Source organism: Streptomyces sp. A1136 (assembly GCF_004795055.1).
In the GTDB taxonomy this organism is placed as follows: Bacteria; Actinomycetota; Actinomycetes; order Streptomycetales; family Streptomycetaceae; genus Streptomyces.
Genome location: NZ_SSBJ01000023.1, coordinates 64,393 through 81,742 on the forward strand (window position 1 = coordinate 64,393; position 17,350 = coordinate 81,742).

The window sequence follows — 17,350 nt, forward strand, 5'->3', positions numbered from 1 at the left end:
CGATGTGAACAACGTGCGCGGGGACGGCCCGGTGGCGGACTCAAAGGCTGCCGAACCACCTCATCGCCGCCGGGGTGCGTGCAGGAGGCGAATCGAACCGAAGTATTGGCGCGGTGGGATTCACGCAGGTCAAAGACCTGCCATGACCGGTCCTCGGGGCCGTAGGCGAACACGCTCACGGTTGAATGGGCTCTGCCGGGGGCCGGGCGGGGTCACAGTGGGTGCGGGCGAAGGCACCGTCGGCACGGTGGACGACGTCAGGCTGCGGAGGTGCCGGCCACACGCTCAACGAATGCTCCTCAACCGGGTCGTTCGGGCGTGCGCCGACACGCCGCCTTCACGGGCGACGAGCCTTTCCGCATCCGCGCCACGAACCAGGCCCCGAGGGGGGCGGACAGCCCCGGGCGACCGGGCGTTGCGGTACGTCGTGTGGTGGTGAACTTCGACTCGGGCCAGCCGGGACGGCCGTCGATCGTTGGAGGCGAGCAGGTTCCCTGCTGCGTCACGGCGACCGTCCCGGTTGCTGTGCGGATACCCCCGAATCCTGGTTTCCACCAGGTACCGGGCCACCGTCATCCAGCCTCACGACTGCGTTGTGCCGGGCGATTACCAGCGATACCAGCGGCCGCTGCCGCCCTTGGGACGGGCGACGAAGCCGATCAGCCACAGCACCAGCACCGCGATGGCGACCCACCAGAGGATCTTCACCGCGAAACCGGCACCGAACAGGATCAGAGCGAGCAGAAGAACGAGAAGCAGGGGAACCATAGTTATCAACCTCCGAAGCACCTTCTGCCCGACCGCTCCCCACCCATGCAGCCGATTTTTATGTGTTTCTTATGCCGGCAGGCGGGCAGGAGAACGCGCTCATATTCGTGGCGGTTCGCCAAAGCCCCGCCCACGGCCTCCTCTCCGGGCCTCGGCGCGCCGCTTGGCGGAGGCCGGCCATCGCGCGGGCGCCACGGCGGCGCTGCTCGCGGTTCTGCCCGCCCCGCAGCCCCGCCACGGCCTGATTGGACCTGATGGGCGCATGGTTCCTCGCCGCGGGATGCGACTACCGAGCCGTGCGACCCGCGATGCCGACGAAACGGGCTGCGCTGCGGGGTTTGGGGCCGACGGTTGTGAGTAGGAGAGCGGTCACGACCAATCCGGTACTTCACGAGGAGGTCCCCATGTCGGGCACAGAGAAGAGCAAGGCGCACGCCGAGCAGACCAAGGGCAAGGTCAAGGAGACCGTCGGACGCGCCGTCGGCAACGACCGTATGACCACGGAAGGCCGCGCCGACCAGGCCAAGGGCAGCGCCCGCCAGGCCAAGGAAGACACCAAGGACGCCTTCCGCCACTGACCACCTCACAACAAGACCGCTGTGCACCACCGGGCCCCGACCCTCTCCCAAGGTCGGGGCCCGGTCATGACCGTCACAGGGAAGGGGGGACGTCGTTGCTGACGACAGTGTTCTCACCATCTGCGAGAGTGCGCTCCATCCGGTTGTCCCTGCCGATGGATTCCACCCGCTCCCGCGCCACTGCAAAGGTCGGCGGCTCCTGCACCTGGATCCGCGCCGGGATGGAACCGGGGCGTCGGCAGACCAGGCTTACGACGCCATGAAGCGGCCCGGGGCGGTCGTGGTGGTCCGGACGAGGTCCTGGCGCAGCGCGTGCCACCACAGGTCCTCCTCGTCCGGTCCGGTCAGGAAGTGCGCGGCCGGCAGGGTGTGCGAGGTGAGGCGGTCGGTCTCCTCCTGCCAGGCGAGGGTCGAGGCCGCCGGTATCGCCGTGTCCGCGGCGCCGTGGTAGACGAAGATCGGGCACCGCAGCCGTCGGTGGGAGTCGGGTCTGAGGTAGCTCTCGCTCGCGTGGAGTTCCGCCCGGATGGTGGGGAGGAAGAGTTCGAGGAACTCCTCCTCCCCCTCCAGGTCGGGGCTCAGGCCGCCGATCCCGGCGAGTTCGGTGAGCAGTTCCGCGTCGGCCATCGAGCGCCAATTGATCGCCGGCAGGGGGGTGGAGGGTGCCCGCTGGCTGGCCGCGAACAGGGCCTCGACCGGCTTTCCGGACGCCTCCAGCCGCGCGGCCACGTCGTACGCCACGAGCGCGCCGTAACTGATCCCGGCGAACGCCAGGCGCTCGCCGGCCGCGATCCGATCGGCCAGCGACCGCAGCGTGTACTCGCTCACCGCGGCGACGTCCGGGAAGGGCTCGTCGAAGAGCCGTCCTTCCCGGCCCGGCAGATTGGGCAGGACCAGCTCGACGCCGTCGGGCAGGTCCTCCCGCCAGTCGCGAAAACGCCTCAGCCCGCCCCCCGCGTGCGGAAAGCACACGAGGGTCAGGGTGTGCAGGCCTGACATGTGACACCTCTGTTGTTCGATGGTTGACCGACTCGGAACGGCTCGGGTGCGCTCAGCGGCGCGCGCCGACGACCGCCGCGGGGCCGATGCAGGCGAGCAGCTCGTCCAGTGCCTCGTAGAAGCCCTCGATCTCGGCGACCTCGTTGTAGAGGTACGCGGAGACGCGCAGGATCTCCCCGCCGGCCAGGCCGGTGACCAGCGGCTGCGAGCACATGTGACCGCTGCGCACCATGTAGCCGTACGAGTCGCTCAGCATGCGGGCGACGTCGCCGGTGGGGACGCCCTCCTCCAGGCGGAGGCTGACGAGGCCGATGCGGTCGATGAGGTTCGGTGATCCGATCAGGCGGACGCCGGGGCGAGTGATCGCGCCGCCGACCAGTGCCCGGGCGACGTCCCGCTCGTGCTTCTGGAGTGCCACGGGGTCCAGGGCTTCGAGGTAGCGGATCGCCGCGCCGGCTCCGATGACCGAGGCGATGGCCGGCGTACCGGCCTCGAACTTGTACGGCGTGCGACGGTCGACGCTGCCGTCGAGGTCCACCCAGTCCACCATGCCGCCGCCCACCGTCAGCGGGCGCAGCGCGGCGAGGAGCCGGCTGCGGCCGAAGAGGACGCCCACCCCGGTGGGGCCGAGCATCTTGTGCATCGAGAAGGCGACGAAGTCGACGTCCAGCTCGCGCACGTTGAGGCGCTGGTGGGGCAGGGACTGTGCGGCGTCGAGGACGATGACCGCGTCGGTGGCGGAGCGGATCTCGGCGATCAGTTCCGCCACCGGGTGGATGGTGCCGGTGACGTTCGAGCAGTGGGTGAGCGCGACCACCTTCGGCCGGTCGCGCAGCAGCTCCCGGAAGTGCTCGCGATCGAGCCGGCCGTCGGCGTCGACGCGGGTCAGGGCGAGGCGGCCGGCGCGTCGCCAGGGCAGCATCTGGGAGTGGTGGGCGTCCATGCAGCCGACGATGTAGGCGTCCGGTTCCAGCTCCAGGCCCTGCGCGACAAGGTTCAGCGCCTCGCTGGTGTTGCGGGTCAGGACGACCTCGTTTGCCGCGGCGCCGATGTGGGACGCGATCTGCACGCGGGACGCCTCGTAGGCGTCGGACGCCTCCTCGGAGAGCCGGTGCTTCCCGCGGTGGATGTTGGCGCCGTTGGTCTCGTAGTACTCGGTGATGGCGCGGATGACGGCGTCGGGCTTGAGGGTGGTGGCCGCACTGTCCAGGTAGGAGATCCGCTGCCCGTCGATCTCCCGGCGCAGGGCGGGGAAGTCGTCCCGGTAGCTGTTTCGCACGATCATCAGGCACCTTCCGCGGAGATCTGGGAGACGACCGGCTGGAACTTTCCGCTCCGCTCGCCGGCGATGTAGTCGACGGCCTCGAACCGCACCGGGTTCGGGGCCAGGGCCTCGGTCAGCCGCTGTTCGAGCGCGGTGCTCTGCGCCTCCCGCGCCGCGGCGTTGGGGATGTACCGGAAGGTGCACGCGCCGGTGCGGTCCTGTTCCAACTTGTAGAGGTCGATGCCGGGGGCATCGCCCACCAGGGCGTCGACGGCGCCGGGCGTGACGAGCCGGCCGTCCGCCAGCCGGATCATGTGGGTGGCCCGGCCCTCGATCCGCACCAGCGGCAGGTCGCTGCCACAGGTGCAGCGGCCGCCCAAGGGGGTGAAGTGGTCGCCGGTGGCGTAGCGGATGCGCGGCACCAGGCCGTCGTCCACCGTGGTGACGTACATCTCGCCCGTCTCGCCGTCCGCGACGGGCAGGCCGTCCCGGATGAACTCCATGTGGAAGTCGCGGTTGTTGACGTGGCGGTTGCCGTGGTGGCACTCGAACCCGAGGTAGCCCAGCTCGGACATGCCGATCATGTCGCCGACCGGCAGGTCCGGACCCATGAACTCCTCGATCTGGCGCCGCGCCACCCGGGTCATGAGGGTGTACCCGCACACCATGTGCAGGCGGCGGGGCGAGGTGATGGCGCGTCCCAGCTTGCGTGCCCACCGGGTCAGGAACGCGAAGTGCGTGGGGTCCACCACCAGCAGGTCGGGCTCGTACAGCTCGATCTCGTCGAGGGCCTTGACGATCTGCCACTCCGGGGTGGCCAGGAGGTCGTGTGCCACGGTCAGCACGAGGGTGCCGTCCGCGAGGATCCGGTCCTCCATGGTGGAGAAGCCCGTCGCACACTCGACGTCCGAGCAGTTCGGCGGCGCGAAGCGGCAGATCCTGGGGCGGCTGCCGGGGCGCCAGAGCTCGTCGAAGCGCCGGTTGACCCCGAGGGCCGAGGCCTGCCGGCGCGCCAGGTCGTAGGAGAGGATGGCGCTGTTGAGCCGCTCACCGGAGGTGCCGGAACTCTGGAAGCGCATCACGTGCGGCGAGTTGAGGGTGTATCCCTTCGCGAGCACGCCCGCGGGGAAGTTGCGCCGGTAGTGCGGCTTGGAGGTCGGCGGCAGCCGCAGGAAGTCCGCGGGTTCCCGAATGTCCGACGGGAGGAGACCGCTGGCCTCCATGTGCTTGCGGAAGAAGACGGTGTTGTCGTAGGCGTAGGCGATCTCTTCGCGCACCGCCTCGAAGGTGCTCGGCTCGCTCATGCCATGGCCACCAGTACGGAGCGGTCGCCGGAGTAGGGGTTCCGGCCGTGCGAGAACTGCTCGTTGTCGACGATCATGACGTCGCCCGCTTCCCAGGGCAGGGCGATCTCCTCGGCGGCGTAGGCGGCCCGGACCTGGGCGAGGTCCTCGGGGTCCAGGGGGGTGCCGTCGCCGTACAGGGCATTGCGGGGCAGCTCGTCCTCGGCGAAGTTCGCACGCAGTTCGCTCTCGACGTGGGCCGGCAGCGAACTGACGTGGAACAGGTGCGCCTGGTTGAACCAGACGGTCTCTCCGGTGGCCCGGGCCTTGAGGGTCGCCTGTACCACGTGGCGGGTGCGCAGGCGCTCGCCGCCCAGCCACTGCGCCTCGATGCCGTGCCGTGCGCAGTAGGCGTCGACCTCGGCGCGGTCCCGGGTCTGGAAGACCTCCTGCCAGCTCAGGTCCATACCGTGGCCGAAGTTGCGGACGTACATGACGCCGTGGCGCTCGAAACGCTCGCGCGTGGCCAGGGGCAGCCGGGCGTGGACACGGGCGCTGTCCGCGACGGGGGTCTCGCCGCCCGTGGCGGCCGGGACGACGCAGGTGAGGAAGAGCGTCGCCGGCCAGGAGTCGGCGTAGGACATCTCGTTGTGCTGGGGGATGGTCTGGTCGGCCGGGTACTCGGTCGACGTGAAGACGTTCCCGTCGACGCGACGGCGCGGCGTGGAGCGGTTGTCGTAGTCGCGCAGTCCTCCGTCGAGGCCCGTGACGAGTTCCGCGAGGCCCGCGGCGTCGAGGGGGGCGAAGCCGCGCAGCAGCACGGCGCCGTGCTCGTCCCGCAGCCGGGCCAGGGTGGGGCCCGAGGTCGACAGCCACTCCCGGGCGTCGAGTCCGGGCACGGCCGGTGTGCAGCACACGGCCCGGGTCCCCTCGATCAGCGGAGCGGTGCGCACCAGCGCCTGGCTGCTGACCGCGACGGACCGCCGCGCTCTGGTGAAACGGTCGCTCGGACCGGTCCCGCTGGTTCGGGTCAACACGCCTGTGTCTCCTTCTTCTCCAGGAGCTGGTCGATGAATTCGGCGAGTTCGGATACGACGGGGAACTCGAAGAGGTTGCGCAGTTTGAAGCCCACCTTGAACTCGTCCCGCACCTTGGCGACGAGCTGGGTGGCGAGGAGCGAGTGTCCGCCGATCTCGAAGAAGTCGTCGTCGGCGCCGACCTGCCCGAGGAGCAGGAGCCGGGCCACCATGTCGGCGACGGCCTTCTCGGTCGCGGTGCGGGGCTCGACGTAGGTCGTGGAGCCCTGGGTGTAGAAGCCCGGCTCGGGGAGCATGGAGGCGTCGATCTTGCCGCCGCCGGTCAGCGGGAAGGCGTCCAGCGCGACGAGGTGGGCGGGCAGCATGAAGTCCGGGAGGCGCTCGGCCAGGAACTCGCGGAGCCACTCCGCGCAGCCGCGGCCGCCTTCGCTGTCGATCAGGTAGCCCACGAGGTGGGCACCCGTGCTTTCGCCCGCCTCGACGACGAGGCTGCCGGTCACCCGCGGGTGCCGGCGCATGACGGCTTCGATCTCGCCGAGTTCCACGCGGAATCCGCGGAGTTTGATCTGGCGGTCGACGCGGCCGAGGAACTCCACCGTGAGGTCGGGCAGGAGGCGCACCTTGTCGCCGGTCCGGTACATCCGCGCGGAGGGGTCCGTCGCGAAGGGATCGGCGACGAACCGTTCCTTCTGCTCCTCGGTCGGGGACAGGTAGCCCTGGGACACGGAGGAGCCGCCGATCCACAGCTCGCCCGGGACGCCGACCGGCAGCGGCCGGCGCAGGGGGTCGAGGACGTAGGCCCGCGCGTGCCGCATCGGCGTGCCGAGCGGGACGCTGGAGGCCAGCGCGGCGAGGTCGTCCGCCGCGGAGGCCCGCCCGCACAGGACGCCGACCGTCGTCTCGGTGGGCCCGTAGTGGTTGTAGAGCCGGCAGTCGCCCAGGTAGCCCTCGAAGAGGTTGTACCAGCCCCAGCCGAACGGCTCGCCGCCCGCGACCAGTGCCTGACGCGGCATCAACCGCTCCGGCGCCTCGGCCACGGTGAAGACGGCCTCCAAGTGCGAGGGCGTGATCTTGAGGAGGTCGTAACTCTCCGAGGAGAGCAGTTCGGCGAGTGCCTGCGCGTCCGCGGAGACCTCGGGGGCGACGACCAGCAGTGCGCCGCCGGTGAGCAGCGGCGGGAACAGCGCGGTGTTGCCGAGGTCGGTGCCCAGGGTGCTCAGGGCGACCGAGTCGACCGGACCGGTCAGCTCCAGCCGGTCCAGGACGCCGTCCAGGTAGGCGGCGAGCTGCCCGTGGCCGACCAGCACGCCCTTCGGCGTACCGGTGGATCCCGAGGTGAAGATGACGTAGGCGGGGTCGTCGTCGGAGGTGGCGACGTCCGGGCGGGCCTCGCCGCGGCCGGCGCACACCGTCAGCTCCGCGTCCAGGAGGACGGTGTCGCACTCCTGCGGGAGGGCCGGGGCCGTCTCACGCGTGGCCACGACGTGGCTGAAGCCCACGGCGTCGACGACGGCGGAGCGGCGCTTGACCGGCAGGTTCGGGTCGATCGGCACGTAGCCGGCGCCGGCCTTGGCGATGGCCAGGATCGCGACGACGGCCAGGTCCGAGCGCTCCAGGCACAGGCCGACCAGTGCGCCGGGGCGCACCCCGCGCCCGAGGAGCTCGTTGGCGAGCCGGTTGGCGGCCAGGTCGAGGTCCCGGTAGGTCCAGGTGCGGGTGGCCGTCCGCAGAGCCGTCGCGTCCGGGGTCCGCTCGGCGGTCCGCTCGACCTGCCGGTGCCAGTGCTCGGCCGGCCGCCGCGGCGGCTGCTGCGGGTTGGTGGCCGCCACGAGGTCACGGGCGGCCTGCTCGTCCAGCACGGCCAGGTCGGACACGACGGTCGCGAGGTCGCCGGCGAGGGCCGCCAGGGCGGCCCGCAGGCAGACCATCAGCGCCTCGGCGCCGCCCTCGGCCATGCCGAGCCTCTGGTGGCGCAGGGCGACGCGGATCTCCCCGTCCGCCGCGCGCACGGCCAGGGTGACCTTGCGGGCGTCGTCGGCAGGCTCGATCCACGGATCGCGGAAGACCGGCGCCGTCCCCGCGGTGAACGCCGCGCTCTCGTGGAACGAGAAGCCCGGGATGCCGGCGATGTGCTGCCCTGCCGGGTCCATGGAGGACTCGTCGGCCTGCTCGAAGGTGTCGAGTTCCAGGTCCACGGAGCGCAGCAGGTCACCGAGGGTCGTGTCGTCCGCGATCGGGGCGAGGACCGGTACGGGGGTCTCGAAGAGACCGATCGAGGTCTGCATCTCCCGGAACGGGCGGCGTGCCAGCAGCGCGTTGACGGCGAGGCGCTCCGGCCGGCCGGCCGCGTGCCACAGGCCGGTGAACCAGCCGGTCAGCAGGACGGTGGGCAGACCGCCGGCGCAGTCCCGGCCGAGGAGGCGCAGCCGCTCGGCGAGCGGCCCCGGCACGGTCCATTCGAGGGTGGCGCGGTCCGTGTCGTCGGAGAGCAGCTCCAGCGGCAGGTTGAGCGGGGGCAGGGCCGCCAGCGCGGCCGCGCGGTCGGCGGCGAGTTCGCGCTGGCGCGGGCTCGGCGCGCCTTCCTCGGTCTGCCACTGGGCGTAGTCGGCGTACTGGACGACGTCGTCGCGGGTCCAGGGCGAGCCCTCCAGCCGCGCGGCGCAGGCGTCCCTCAGGTCCCGCAGGAAGATGTCGGCCGAGACGGTGTCCATGCTCAGCCGCGGGGCCGACACCACGAGCGAGTGCCGCCCGTCGGTGTGGGTGAACACGACGAGGTGGACGGCGCCGGCGGCGTCCCCGGTCCCGGCCGCCCCACGGGCCTCCTCGCGGACGAGCGCGGTGAACGCGGCGTCGTCGCCGGAGCGTTCCGACACGAGGACGCGCGGCTCGTCCTCGATGACCATCAGGACGGCGCTGTTCTCACCGAGCACACGGCGGTACGCGGTCCGCAGGCTCTCGTGCGCCGCCACGACGTCCCGCGCCGCGTCCGCCAGCACGGACGGGTCGAGGGCGGCGCCGAGGGCCACCCCGGCGACCCTGCGGCCGCCTTCCCCGCCGTCGAGGCCGAGGACGTGCTGCTGCTGCTTCGACAGGAGGAAACCCTCCCAGGTCTGGGTCATCGGCTCGGCTCCGGTTCGATCCACAACTGCCCCTTGGTGTACTTGTTCCATGTGTCGACTGCGTCCTGACCGAGGTATTCGGCGGCGATCTGCCAAAAACCCGCGTACTCGGCCGGGAGGTTGAGGTGGGAGTGACCGACCTGCTGCGGCATGTGCGCCAGGACGTCGCCGAGCTTCAGGCGGAGCAGGTCCTCGAACTGCTCCCGGTCGAGCGGGATGTCCTCGCCGGTCCTGCGGTCCTTCAGGGCCGGTTGACCCTTCGGACGCATGATGTTGCGGAAGCTCTTGCCGAGCGACGCGTAGTTCATGACGGAGAAGCGGTAGATCATCTCCTCCACGCGGGGCCCGACGACCGCGCGGACCTCGACGCGCTTGTCCTGGGGGATGGACTCGACGTTGTCGTTGTGGAGCCCCTCGGTCCCGTAGACGCCGTGGAACAGGCCGGCCAGGCAGACGTGGTCTCCCGCCTTCATGTCCCGGAGGATGGCGCACGCCCGGAACATGTGGTCCAGGAGCGTCTCGTCTTGGTGCGCGACCTTGTGCAGCCCCAGCCGCACGAGATCGTCCCGGTACTGCTCTGTGTCAAGCATTGGCATTTCCTCGGTTGTCTCGTGTCCGCCGGCGCCCGGGCGCCGGCGGACGGGTGGTACTCATCCCTCGCGCACCGACACCCGCTGCGCGCGGACCTCCCTCCAGGACCGCGGCTTGCGCGACTCGTCGCGGCCTTCCCACAGGTCTTCCAGGGTTCGGTTGATCTGGCTGATGCGCGTGTCCGGCTCGGTGGACAGCAGTTGCACGAGAGCGCGCAGGCAGCGCGTCAGACGGCGGACGGTGGTGTCGGAGAAGAGGCCGACGCGGTAGTCGATCCCGCCCTCCATGCCCCCGTCCCCGGTGGCCACGAGCGTGAGCTTGATGTCGTGCACCGACAGCAGGAACTCGGCCTCCAGTTCCTCGACGGCCACGCCGGGCACGTCCCAGTCGGGCAGCGGGACGTCCTCCAGCAGGAACCAGGTGCGGTACACCGGCGCCGATCCGCCCGCGCGGCGCTCGGGCCGGACGGCCTGGACGACGTGGTCGAACGGGACGTCCTGGTGGGCGTAGGCCTCCAGCGCGCTCTCGCGGACCTCCTTCAGCACGTCGGTGAAGGAGGGGTCGCCGGTGAACCTGGTACGGATGGCGAGGCTGTTGACCAGGAACCCGATGGTGTTCTCCAGCTGCGGGTGGCCGCGGTGTCCGGCCGGCACGCCCACGACGATGTCCTGCTGGCGGCACCACCACTGGAGCAGTACCTGCCAGGCGGCGAGATAGCCCATGAACGTGGTCGCGCGTTCGCCCGTGCAGACCTCCTTGAAGGCGGAGGCCACCGCGGGTTCGACCGCGAGGGGCGCACGGGCCCCCTCGATCACCCCCGTGTCCTCGATGTCTCCCTCGGTGGGCAGCGCGAGGACGGGCAGGGGGGCCGCCAGCCGGCGGCGCCAGAAGTCGATCTGCTCCTTGAACGCGCCCGACGCGGCCTGCTCGGCCTCCCACAGGGCGACGTCGGCGTAGCTGACGCCGGGCTCCGGAAGGACGGACGCGTTCCCGGAGCGGTAGAGCGCGCTGATCTCGCGGACCATGACCGAGGTGGACCAGGCGTCCCACACGATGTGGTGCACGGAGACGACCAGGACGTGTTCCCCGGGGCCGACCCGCAGCAGGCGGACCCGGAAGTGCGGGCCGCTGGTGAGGTCGAAGGGGGTACGGGTCTCCTCGGCGATCACCCGCTCCGGCGCGAGCTTCACCGGGTCGGCGCCGACGTCGACGACCTCGAAGTCCAATCCCTTGCCGGAGTCCGGGACCTGGCGCGGCACCTCCCCGGACGCCTCGAAGGACAGCGACAGGACGTCGTGCCGGCCGACGAACAGCTCGAACGCGCGGCGCAGGGCCGCGACGTCCAGCGGACCGGTGAGCCGGAACGGCTGGACCAGGTTGTACGTGGTGCTGTGGGGCGAGACCTGCTCGTGGAACCAGAGCCGTGACTGCGCGGCGGTCAGCGGGACCGGCGCACCTGCCTCGGCCCGCCGGACCGGGCCGGCCGGGGTGGCGGCCGCCGCCGCGCCGCGGGCGGCGTCACGGACCGCTTCGATGGCGACCGCTATCGACTCCAGCTTCGGGTTGTCGAAGATCACCCGGATCGGGATCTCCACCTCCAGCGCCTTACGGAGGTGGACGACGGTGCGCATGGCGGTGAGGGAGTCACCGCCCAGCTCGAAGAAGTGGTCCTGCCGGCCGACCCGTTCGACTTGGAGCATCTGCGCCCACACCGCGGCGACGATCTTCTCGACCTCCGTCGCCGCCTCCTCGAAGGCGGTGGGACCGGCCGGTTCCTCCGGCACCACCAGCGCCTTGCGGTCGACCTTGCCGTTGGCGGTGAGCGGCAGCTCGGGGATCGCGACGACCGTCTCGGGCACCATGTAGGCGGGCAGCTTGGCGCCGAGGAACTCCCGCAGGTCCGCCGGGACCCGGCATCCCTCCTCGGGGACCACGAACGCGACCAACCGCTTGGCTCCTTGGGGACGGCCGTGGACGACGGCCGCCGCACCGCGCACGTCGGGGTGCTGGAGCAGCGCCATCTCGATCTCCCCCAGCTCGATCCGGTACCCCTGGATCTTGACCTGGAAGTCCTCACGTCCGAGGAACTCGATCTCGCCGCCGGGCAGGAACCGGCCCAGGTCGCCCGTCCGGTACAGGCGCTCGCCCGTCACGGGGTGACGCACGAAGCTCGCGGCGGTCTTCGCCCCGTCGCGCAGGTAGCCCTCGGCCAGGCCGACGCCGCCGATGCAGAGCTGACCCGGTACGCCGGTGGGGCGCGGTCGGAAGCTCTCGTCGAACACGTGGAAGGTCTGGTTGCGCATCGGGCGGCCGTACGGGATGGACGGCCAGTGCGCGGGAACCTCCCCCACGGGGTGGAGGATGGACCAGATGGACGCCTCCGTCGCGCCGCCGAGGCTGACGATCTCCGGCGTCCCGAGGACCCGCCGTATCCGCTCCGGCAGGGTGACCGGGAACCAGTCGCCACTGAGCATCACCAGCCGCAGCGCGTCGCTGGTGACCCCGCTCACCGCCATGTGCTCCACCAGCAGCTCCATCAGCGCCGGTACGGAGTTCCACAGGGTGACGCCGGCCCGCTCGGCCAGCTCCAGCCAGACCGCGGGGTCGCGGTGCGAGCCCGGGTCGGGGACCACGACGGCGCCGCCGACGGACAGCGGCCCGAAGATGTCGTACACCGAAAGGTCGAAGCTGAGCGACGACAGGGCCAGGGTGCGGTCGTCGGCGCCGACCCCGAAGCGGTCGTTGACGTCGACGACCGTGTTGAGGGCTCCGCGGTGACTGATCATCACGCCCTTGGGCACGCCCGTGGACCCGGAGGTGAAGATCACGTAGGCGAGGTCGCCGGGGCCCGTGGCGGGGCGGGGCGGCGCGTCCGTGCCCGGGTCGGAGGCGAGCGCGTCCACGACGGACACCGTGCCGTCGGGACCCAGCGGGCCGGTCATCCGTCCGGCGACCCATGACTGGGTCAGCACCGCGCGGACCTGTCCCTGCTCCAGCAGGAAGCGGATGCGCTCCTCGGGCAGTTCGGCGTCGACCGGCAGGTACGCCGCGCCCGACGCCAGGATGCCGAGGACCGCGGCGCTCTGCTCCCAGCCCTTCTCCATGACCACGGCGACCAGGTCGTTCGGGCGGACGCCGAGCGCGTTCAGACGGGCGGCGATCACCCGGGCACGGCCGGCCAGTTCCCCGTAGCCCAGCGTCCGGGTCCGCGTGACCACGGCCGGACGGTGCGGGTCGCGCTCGGCGAGGGCGAAGAACGACTCGTGCAGCAGGCCTTCCGGCAGGTGGCCGTCCGTCCGGTTGTACGCCTCGCGCTGCCGCGCCTCCTCGGCCGGCAACAGCGACGGCAGCCTCGTGCCCCACCGTTCCTCGTCGTCGGCGAGCCACTCCAGCAGCTCCAGCGTGGCCCGGTGGACCGAGGCGACCAGGCCTTCGGGGAACAGGTCGTCGACCGCGTCGATGTCCAGGACCAGGGAGCCGTCCGATTCGAAGACCTGGGCGTCGATCCAGACCTGCGGTGTCTGCGAGATGCTGAACACCTCCTCGCCGAGGCCGGTGTCCTGGCCGTGGTCGAGGAAGAGGCTGGTGAACACCGCCGGCATGGCCGCCTCGGGACGCAGGCGCTTCATCTCGCGCAGGACGCGGACACCGCTGAACAGACGGTGGTCGATGTCGGTCAGCAACTGGTCGCGCACCGCACGGGCGCGCCCGGCGAACGTGTCGGTGGCGGCGGTGTCGATCTCCAGCAGGGTCACGGAGGTGAAGTCGCCGACGACCGCGTCGACACCCGGGTGGAGCGGCAGCCGGTTGGCCATGGGGAGGTTGAGGGTGAACCTGCGGTTGGTGGCCCAGGTCGCCACCGCCTCGCTGTACGCCGCGATGAGCAGCGCGGTGGGGGTGATGCCGCGACGGGCGGCGGCCGCCTTGACCCGGTCCCAGCGCTCCTGGTCCAGCGTTCCGTTCACCCGACTGAAGCGGGGCGTGTCGATGGTGCGCGGGTCGCGGGCCAGCGGCAGTTCGGGGGCGGGGGCGAAGTCCGGCAGCCGTTCGCGCCAGTACGCCGCCGCACGCCCGTACAGGTCGCTCTCCTCAAGGCTCCGCTCGGCGAGGACGTAGTCGCGGAAGGAGAGCGCGGGTTCGGGTAGGTCGAGGTCCGGGTCGCGGTACAGCTCGGCGAGTTCGCCGAGCAGCAGGTTCGAGCTGCGGGCGTCGGTGATGAGGCCGTCGATGCTGTAGTGAAGACGCGTGCGGTCGTCGTCCAGGCGGCTGGCGCGCAATTCGAACAGGGGCCACTGCTCGGGGACGAACACCTGGTGGGACATGGCGTCGCGGGTGGCCGTCAGGGCCGCTTCCGCCTCGTTGCGCGACAGCCCGCGCAGGTCCTGGGTCGCGATGACGTAGTCGGGGACCTCGGCGAGGATCTGCTGCTCACCCTGCGGGAGCACGACCGCGCGGAGCATCCCGTGGCGCCGGATCAGGCGGCGCAACGCCCGCTCCAGGCGGGGCAGGTCGAGGTCGGTCGCCTCGAACTCCTCGTAACCGTGCATGCCGACGTTGCCGATGTCGAAGACTCCGGTGCGGCCGATCCAGTAGGCCTGCTGCACGTCGGTCAGCGGGAAGGGCTCCGCCTCGGCGCCGGGGTCGGGGACGATGACCGGGAGCGCCTCCGGCGCCTTGTCCCGCTCCCCGCCCCGGGCGGCGTCCACCGCGCGGGCCAGACCCCGGATGGTGGGCTCTTCGATGAAGGTGCGCAGGGAGACCTCGACGCCGAAGAGGCCCCGCACGCGGGAGACGAGCTGGGTGGCGAGCAGCGAGTGCCCGCCGAGCTCGAAGAAGCCGTCCTGCGGGCCGACGGCGCGGACGCCCAGAAGGTCTTCGAAGACCTCGGCGACCTGCCGCTCGACGGGGTCCGTCCAGTCCGGTGCGGTCAGCCGCGCCGGTTCGGCCCCCTGCCGCGCCGCCGTGGTGTCCTGCCCGGTCTCGGACCCCTCCGTCTCACGTACGGACTCGGAGCGCGCCGTGGGCTCCTCCCCGGTGCGACAGCCGCAGGCACCGGCCGCGGCGCTCGGCGGGTCGACCCAGCACCGCTCCCGTTCGAAGGGGTAGGTGGGCAGGACGGTGCGACGCGCCCGCTCCCCGCCCGACAGTCCCTCCCAGTCCACCTCGACTCCCTCGGACCAGAGTTCGCCGACGGCGCGCAGCAGGTCCGGGCCGTCCTCGTCCGCCGCGGCGGGCAAGGACGCCACCGCGTCGATCCCGGCGGCGCGGGCCAGCCGGGTGAGCACCCGCCCGGGACCGGCCTCCAGCAGCACCGCCCCGGTGTCACGAACGGCGGCCAGGGCCCCGTCGAAGCGGACCGTGCCGCGGATCTGCCGAGCCCAGTACGCCGGGCTGGTGGCTTCCTCGTCGGTGATCCAGGTCCCGGTCACGTTCGACACGAAGGGGATGCGCGGCGCCGAGAGCACGACGCGGGCCGCCTCGTCGGCGAAGGCGGCGGCCGCGTCGTCCATGAGCCGCGAGTGGAAGGCGTGCGAGGTACGCAGGCGCTTGGAGACGACACCGCGCTCGGCGAGCCGGGCCTCGAAGGCCGTGACGGCGTGGTCGGGACCGGCCACCACGCACTCGCGCGGGCCGTTGACGGCGGCGAGGTCGACCCCGTCGAGCAGCTCGGCGACCTGGTCCCGCGGCAGCGGGACGGCCGTCATCACGCCGGCCGGGGCGGCCTGCATCAGCCGGCCGCGCGCGGCGACCAGGCGCAGCGCGTCCGGCAAGGACATCACGTCGGCCAGGCAGGCCGCGACCAGCTCGCCGACGCTGTGCCCGACCATGGCGACGGGGCGCACGCCCCAGGACTCCCAGAGCCGCGCAAGCGCGTACTCCATGACGAACAGGGCCGGCTGCGCGAGCGCGGTCCGGTGGATCCCCGCCTCGTCCTCGGGCGTCCGCCCGTCGAGGCCGAGCACCGGGCGTACGTCGACGCCCGTCAGCTCGTGCAGCAGGGTCGCGGCCCGGTCGGCCTCCGTCCGGAACACGGGCTCCAGCTCGTGGACGGCCCGACCCATGCCCGCGCGCTGGGCCCCCTGTCCGGGGAAGGCCAGGACGGTCTCGCGGCCGCGGGGGGTGTCGTCGGTGCGGCGCCTGGTCACCGGTCCGGCGGTCAGCGACTCGACGGCCCCGGTGAGGCTGTCGGCGACGACGAAGCCGCGTCGGGGAAGCTGCCAACGGCCGCGCTGCAGGGTGTACGCGACGTCCTCAAGGCGCTCGTGCGGGTGCTCCCGCAGGTGTTCGGCGAGCCGGTCGGCGGCCTTCGCCAGCGCGGTGGGGGTGGCGGCGGAGAGCGGCAGGAGCTGTCGGGTGCGGCCCGCGGGGAGCGGGGTGCGGGCGGGCGCCTCCTCAAGGACGACATGGGCGTTGGTGCCGCCGATACCGAAGGAGCTGACGCCCGCGCGCAGGCGCTCGCCCTGCCACGGCGTCAGGGCCGTGTTGACGTAGAACGGGCCGTCCTCCAGGCCGAGTCGCGGGTTCGGTCGCCGGAAGTGCAGCGAGGGCGGCAGCTGCCTGGCCTTGAGCGCGAGGACCACCTTGATGAGGCCGACCACGCCGGCCGCCGTGTCCAGGTGACCGACGTTGCTCTTCACCGAGCCGAGGGCGCAGCTGCCGGAGGGGGCGTCGCCGAAGACGTTCTTGAGCGCGGCCACCTCGATGGGGTCGCCGAGCGCGGTGCCGGTGCCGTGGGCCTCGACGTAGGAGATGGTGGACGGGTCCACATCGGCGACGGCGAGTGCCTCCGCGATCACATCGGACTGGCCCTCGACGCTCGGCGCCGTGAAGCCGACCTTGCGCGCGCCGTCGTTGTTGACGGCCGAGCCGCGGATCACCGCGTGGATCACGTCGCCGTCGGCCAGGGCGTCGTCGAGCCGCTTGAGCACCACGACGGCGGCGCCGCTGCCGGCCACGGTGCCGTCCGCGGCGGCGTCGAAGGCTCGGCAGTGGCCGTCGGAGGACCTGATGCCGCCCTGTTCGTGGCGGTAGCCGCGTCGCCCGGGGATCACCGTGGCACCGCCGGCGAGCGCCACGTCGCACTCGCCGCTGTTCAGGGACTGGCACGCCGTGTGGACGGCGACGAGCGAGGTCGAGCAGCCCGTCTGGACGCTGACGCTCGGCCCGCGCAGGTCCAGCTTGAAGGAGATGCGCGTCGGCACGAAGTCCTTGTCGTTGCCGAGCGACGTCTGGAACTCGCCGACCCGGGCGACGAGGTCGCCGTTGGGCAGCAGGTTGTGGTGCAGGTAGGCGCTCTCGCCGACGCCCGCGTACACGCCGGTGACCCGGTCCGTGGCATCGGAGGGGTTTCCGGCGTGTTCGAGTGCTTCCCAGGCGCATTCGAGCAGCAGCCGGTGCTGCGGGTCGAGCATCTGGGCCTCACGGGGGGAGAAGCCGAAGAAGGCGGCGTCGAAGCCCTCCATGTCGGCGAGCACGCCGAGCCTGGGCACGTAGTCGGGGCGGGCGGCTTCGGCGGGGGTGACGCCGGCGGCGCGGAGTTCCTCGTCCGTGAGCGTGGCGACCGACTCGACACCGTTCTTCAGGTTCTCCCAGAAGGCCTCCGGGGTGTCCGCGCCGGGACATCGCAAGGCCATTCCCACGACGGCGACCGCACCGGCGGGCAGCACGCCGTCGTCCGTGATCTCGTTCGTCATTCCTGTCTCCAAGGTTT

Annotated in this window: 9 protein-coding genes; 1 reads left to right on the forward strand and 8 read right to left on the reverse strand. The window is 71.8% G+C overall.

What is annotated here, in order from left to right:
* Positions 1-606 precede the first annotated feature (606 nt).
* Positions 607-768 (reverse strand): hypothetical protein, encoded by a 162-nt coding sequence (locus E6R62_RS22575; RefSeq protein WP_037792689.1) that lies wholly within the window; start codon positions 766-768, stop codon positions 607-609.
* Positions 769-1,172: 404 nt separating this feature from the next.
* On the opposite strand from E6R62_RS22575, the gene E6R62_RS22580 reads away from it, so the two are divergent.
* On the forward strand, positions 1,173-1,346 hold the full coding sequence (locus tag E6R62_RS22580; protein WP_136215326.1) for a CsbD family protein: 174 nt from the start codon (positions 1,173-1,175) through the stop codon (positions 1,344-1,346).
* 249 nt (positions 1,347-1,595) lie between these two features.
* On the opposite strand, the gene E6R62_RS22585 is transcribed toward E6R62_RS22580, so the two are convergent.
* Genes E6R62_RS22585 through E6R62_RS22615 form a run of 7 tightly spaced genes read right to left on the reverse strand, consistent with a single transcriptional unit; the run spans position 1,596 to position 17,333 of the window.
* A complete protein-coding gene (locus tag E6R62_RS22585; RefSeq protein WP_136215327.1) occupies positions 1,596-2,345 on the reverse strand; it encodes a thioesterase II family protein in 750 nt (249 codons plus the stop codon).
* A gap of 52 nt (positions 2,346-2,397) precedes the next feature.
* The gene (locus E6R62_RS22590; RefSeq protein ID WP_136215328.1) at positions 2,398-3,630 is read right to left on the reverse strand and encodes an aminotransferase class V-fold PLP-dependent enzyme; all 1,233 of its coding nucleotides are present in this window, start codon (positions 3,628-3,630) and stop codon (positions 2,398-2,400) included.
* Positions 3,630-4,913, reverse strand: a complete 1,284-nt coding sequence (locus E6R62_RS22595) for a phenylacetate--CoA ligase family protein (protein ID WP_136215329.1) — start codon at positions 4,911-4,913, stop codon at positions 3,630-3,632. Before E6R62_RS22595 ends, E6R62_RS22590 begins: the two co-directional genes overlap by 1 nt.
* Positions 4,910-5,929 (reverse strand): TauD/TfdA family dioxygenase, encoded by a 1,020-nt coding sequence (locus tag E6R62_RS22600; RefSeq protein WP_206308808.1) that lies wholly within the window; start codon positions 5,927-5,929, stop codon positions 4,910-4,912. The genes E6R62_RS22595 and E6R62_RS22600 overlap by 4 nt, the downstream gene beginning before the upstream one ends.
* On the reverse strand, positions 5,923-9,048 hold the full coding sequence (locus E6R62_RS22605) for an amino acid adenylation domain-containing protein (RefSeq protein ID WP_206308809.1): 3,126 nt from the start codon (positions 9,046-9,048) through the stop codon (positions 5,923-5,925). Before E6R62_RS22605 ends, E6R62_RS22600 begins: the two co-directional genes overlap by 7 nt.
* Positions 9,045-9,638, reverse strand: coding sequence for a DUF6817 domain-containing protein (locus tag E6R62_RS22610; protein WP_136215331.1), 594 nt, complete (start codon positions 9,636-9,638; stop codon positions 9,045-9,047). The genes E6R62_RS22605 and E6R62_RS22610 overlap by 4 nt, the downstream gene beginning before the upstream one ends.
* Positions 9,639-9,698: 60 nt before the next feature.
* Positions 9,699-17,333: a non-ribosomal peptide synthetase/type I polyketide synthase gene (locus tag E6R62_RS22615; protein WP_136215332.1), complete on the reverse strand. Its 7,635-nt coding sequence runs from the start codon at positions 17,331-17,333 to the stop codon at positions 9,699-9,701.
* Positions 17,334-17,350: the final 17 nt, after the last annotated feature.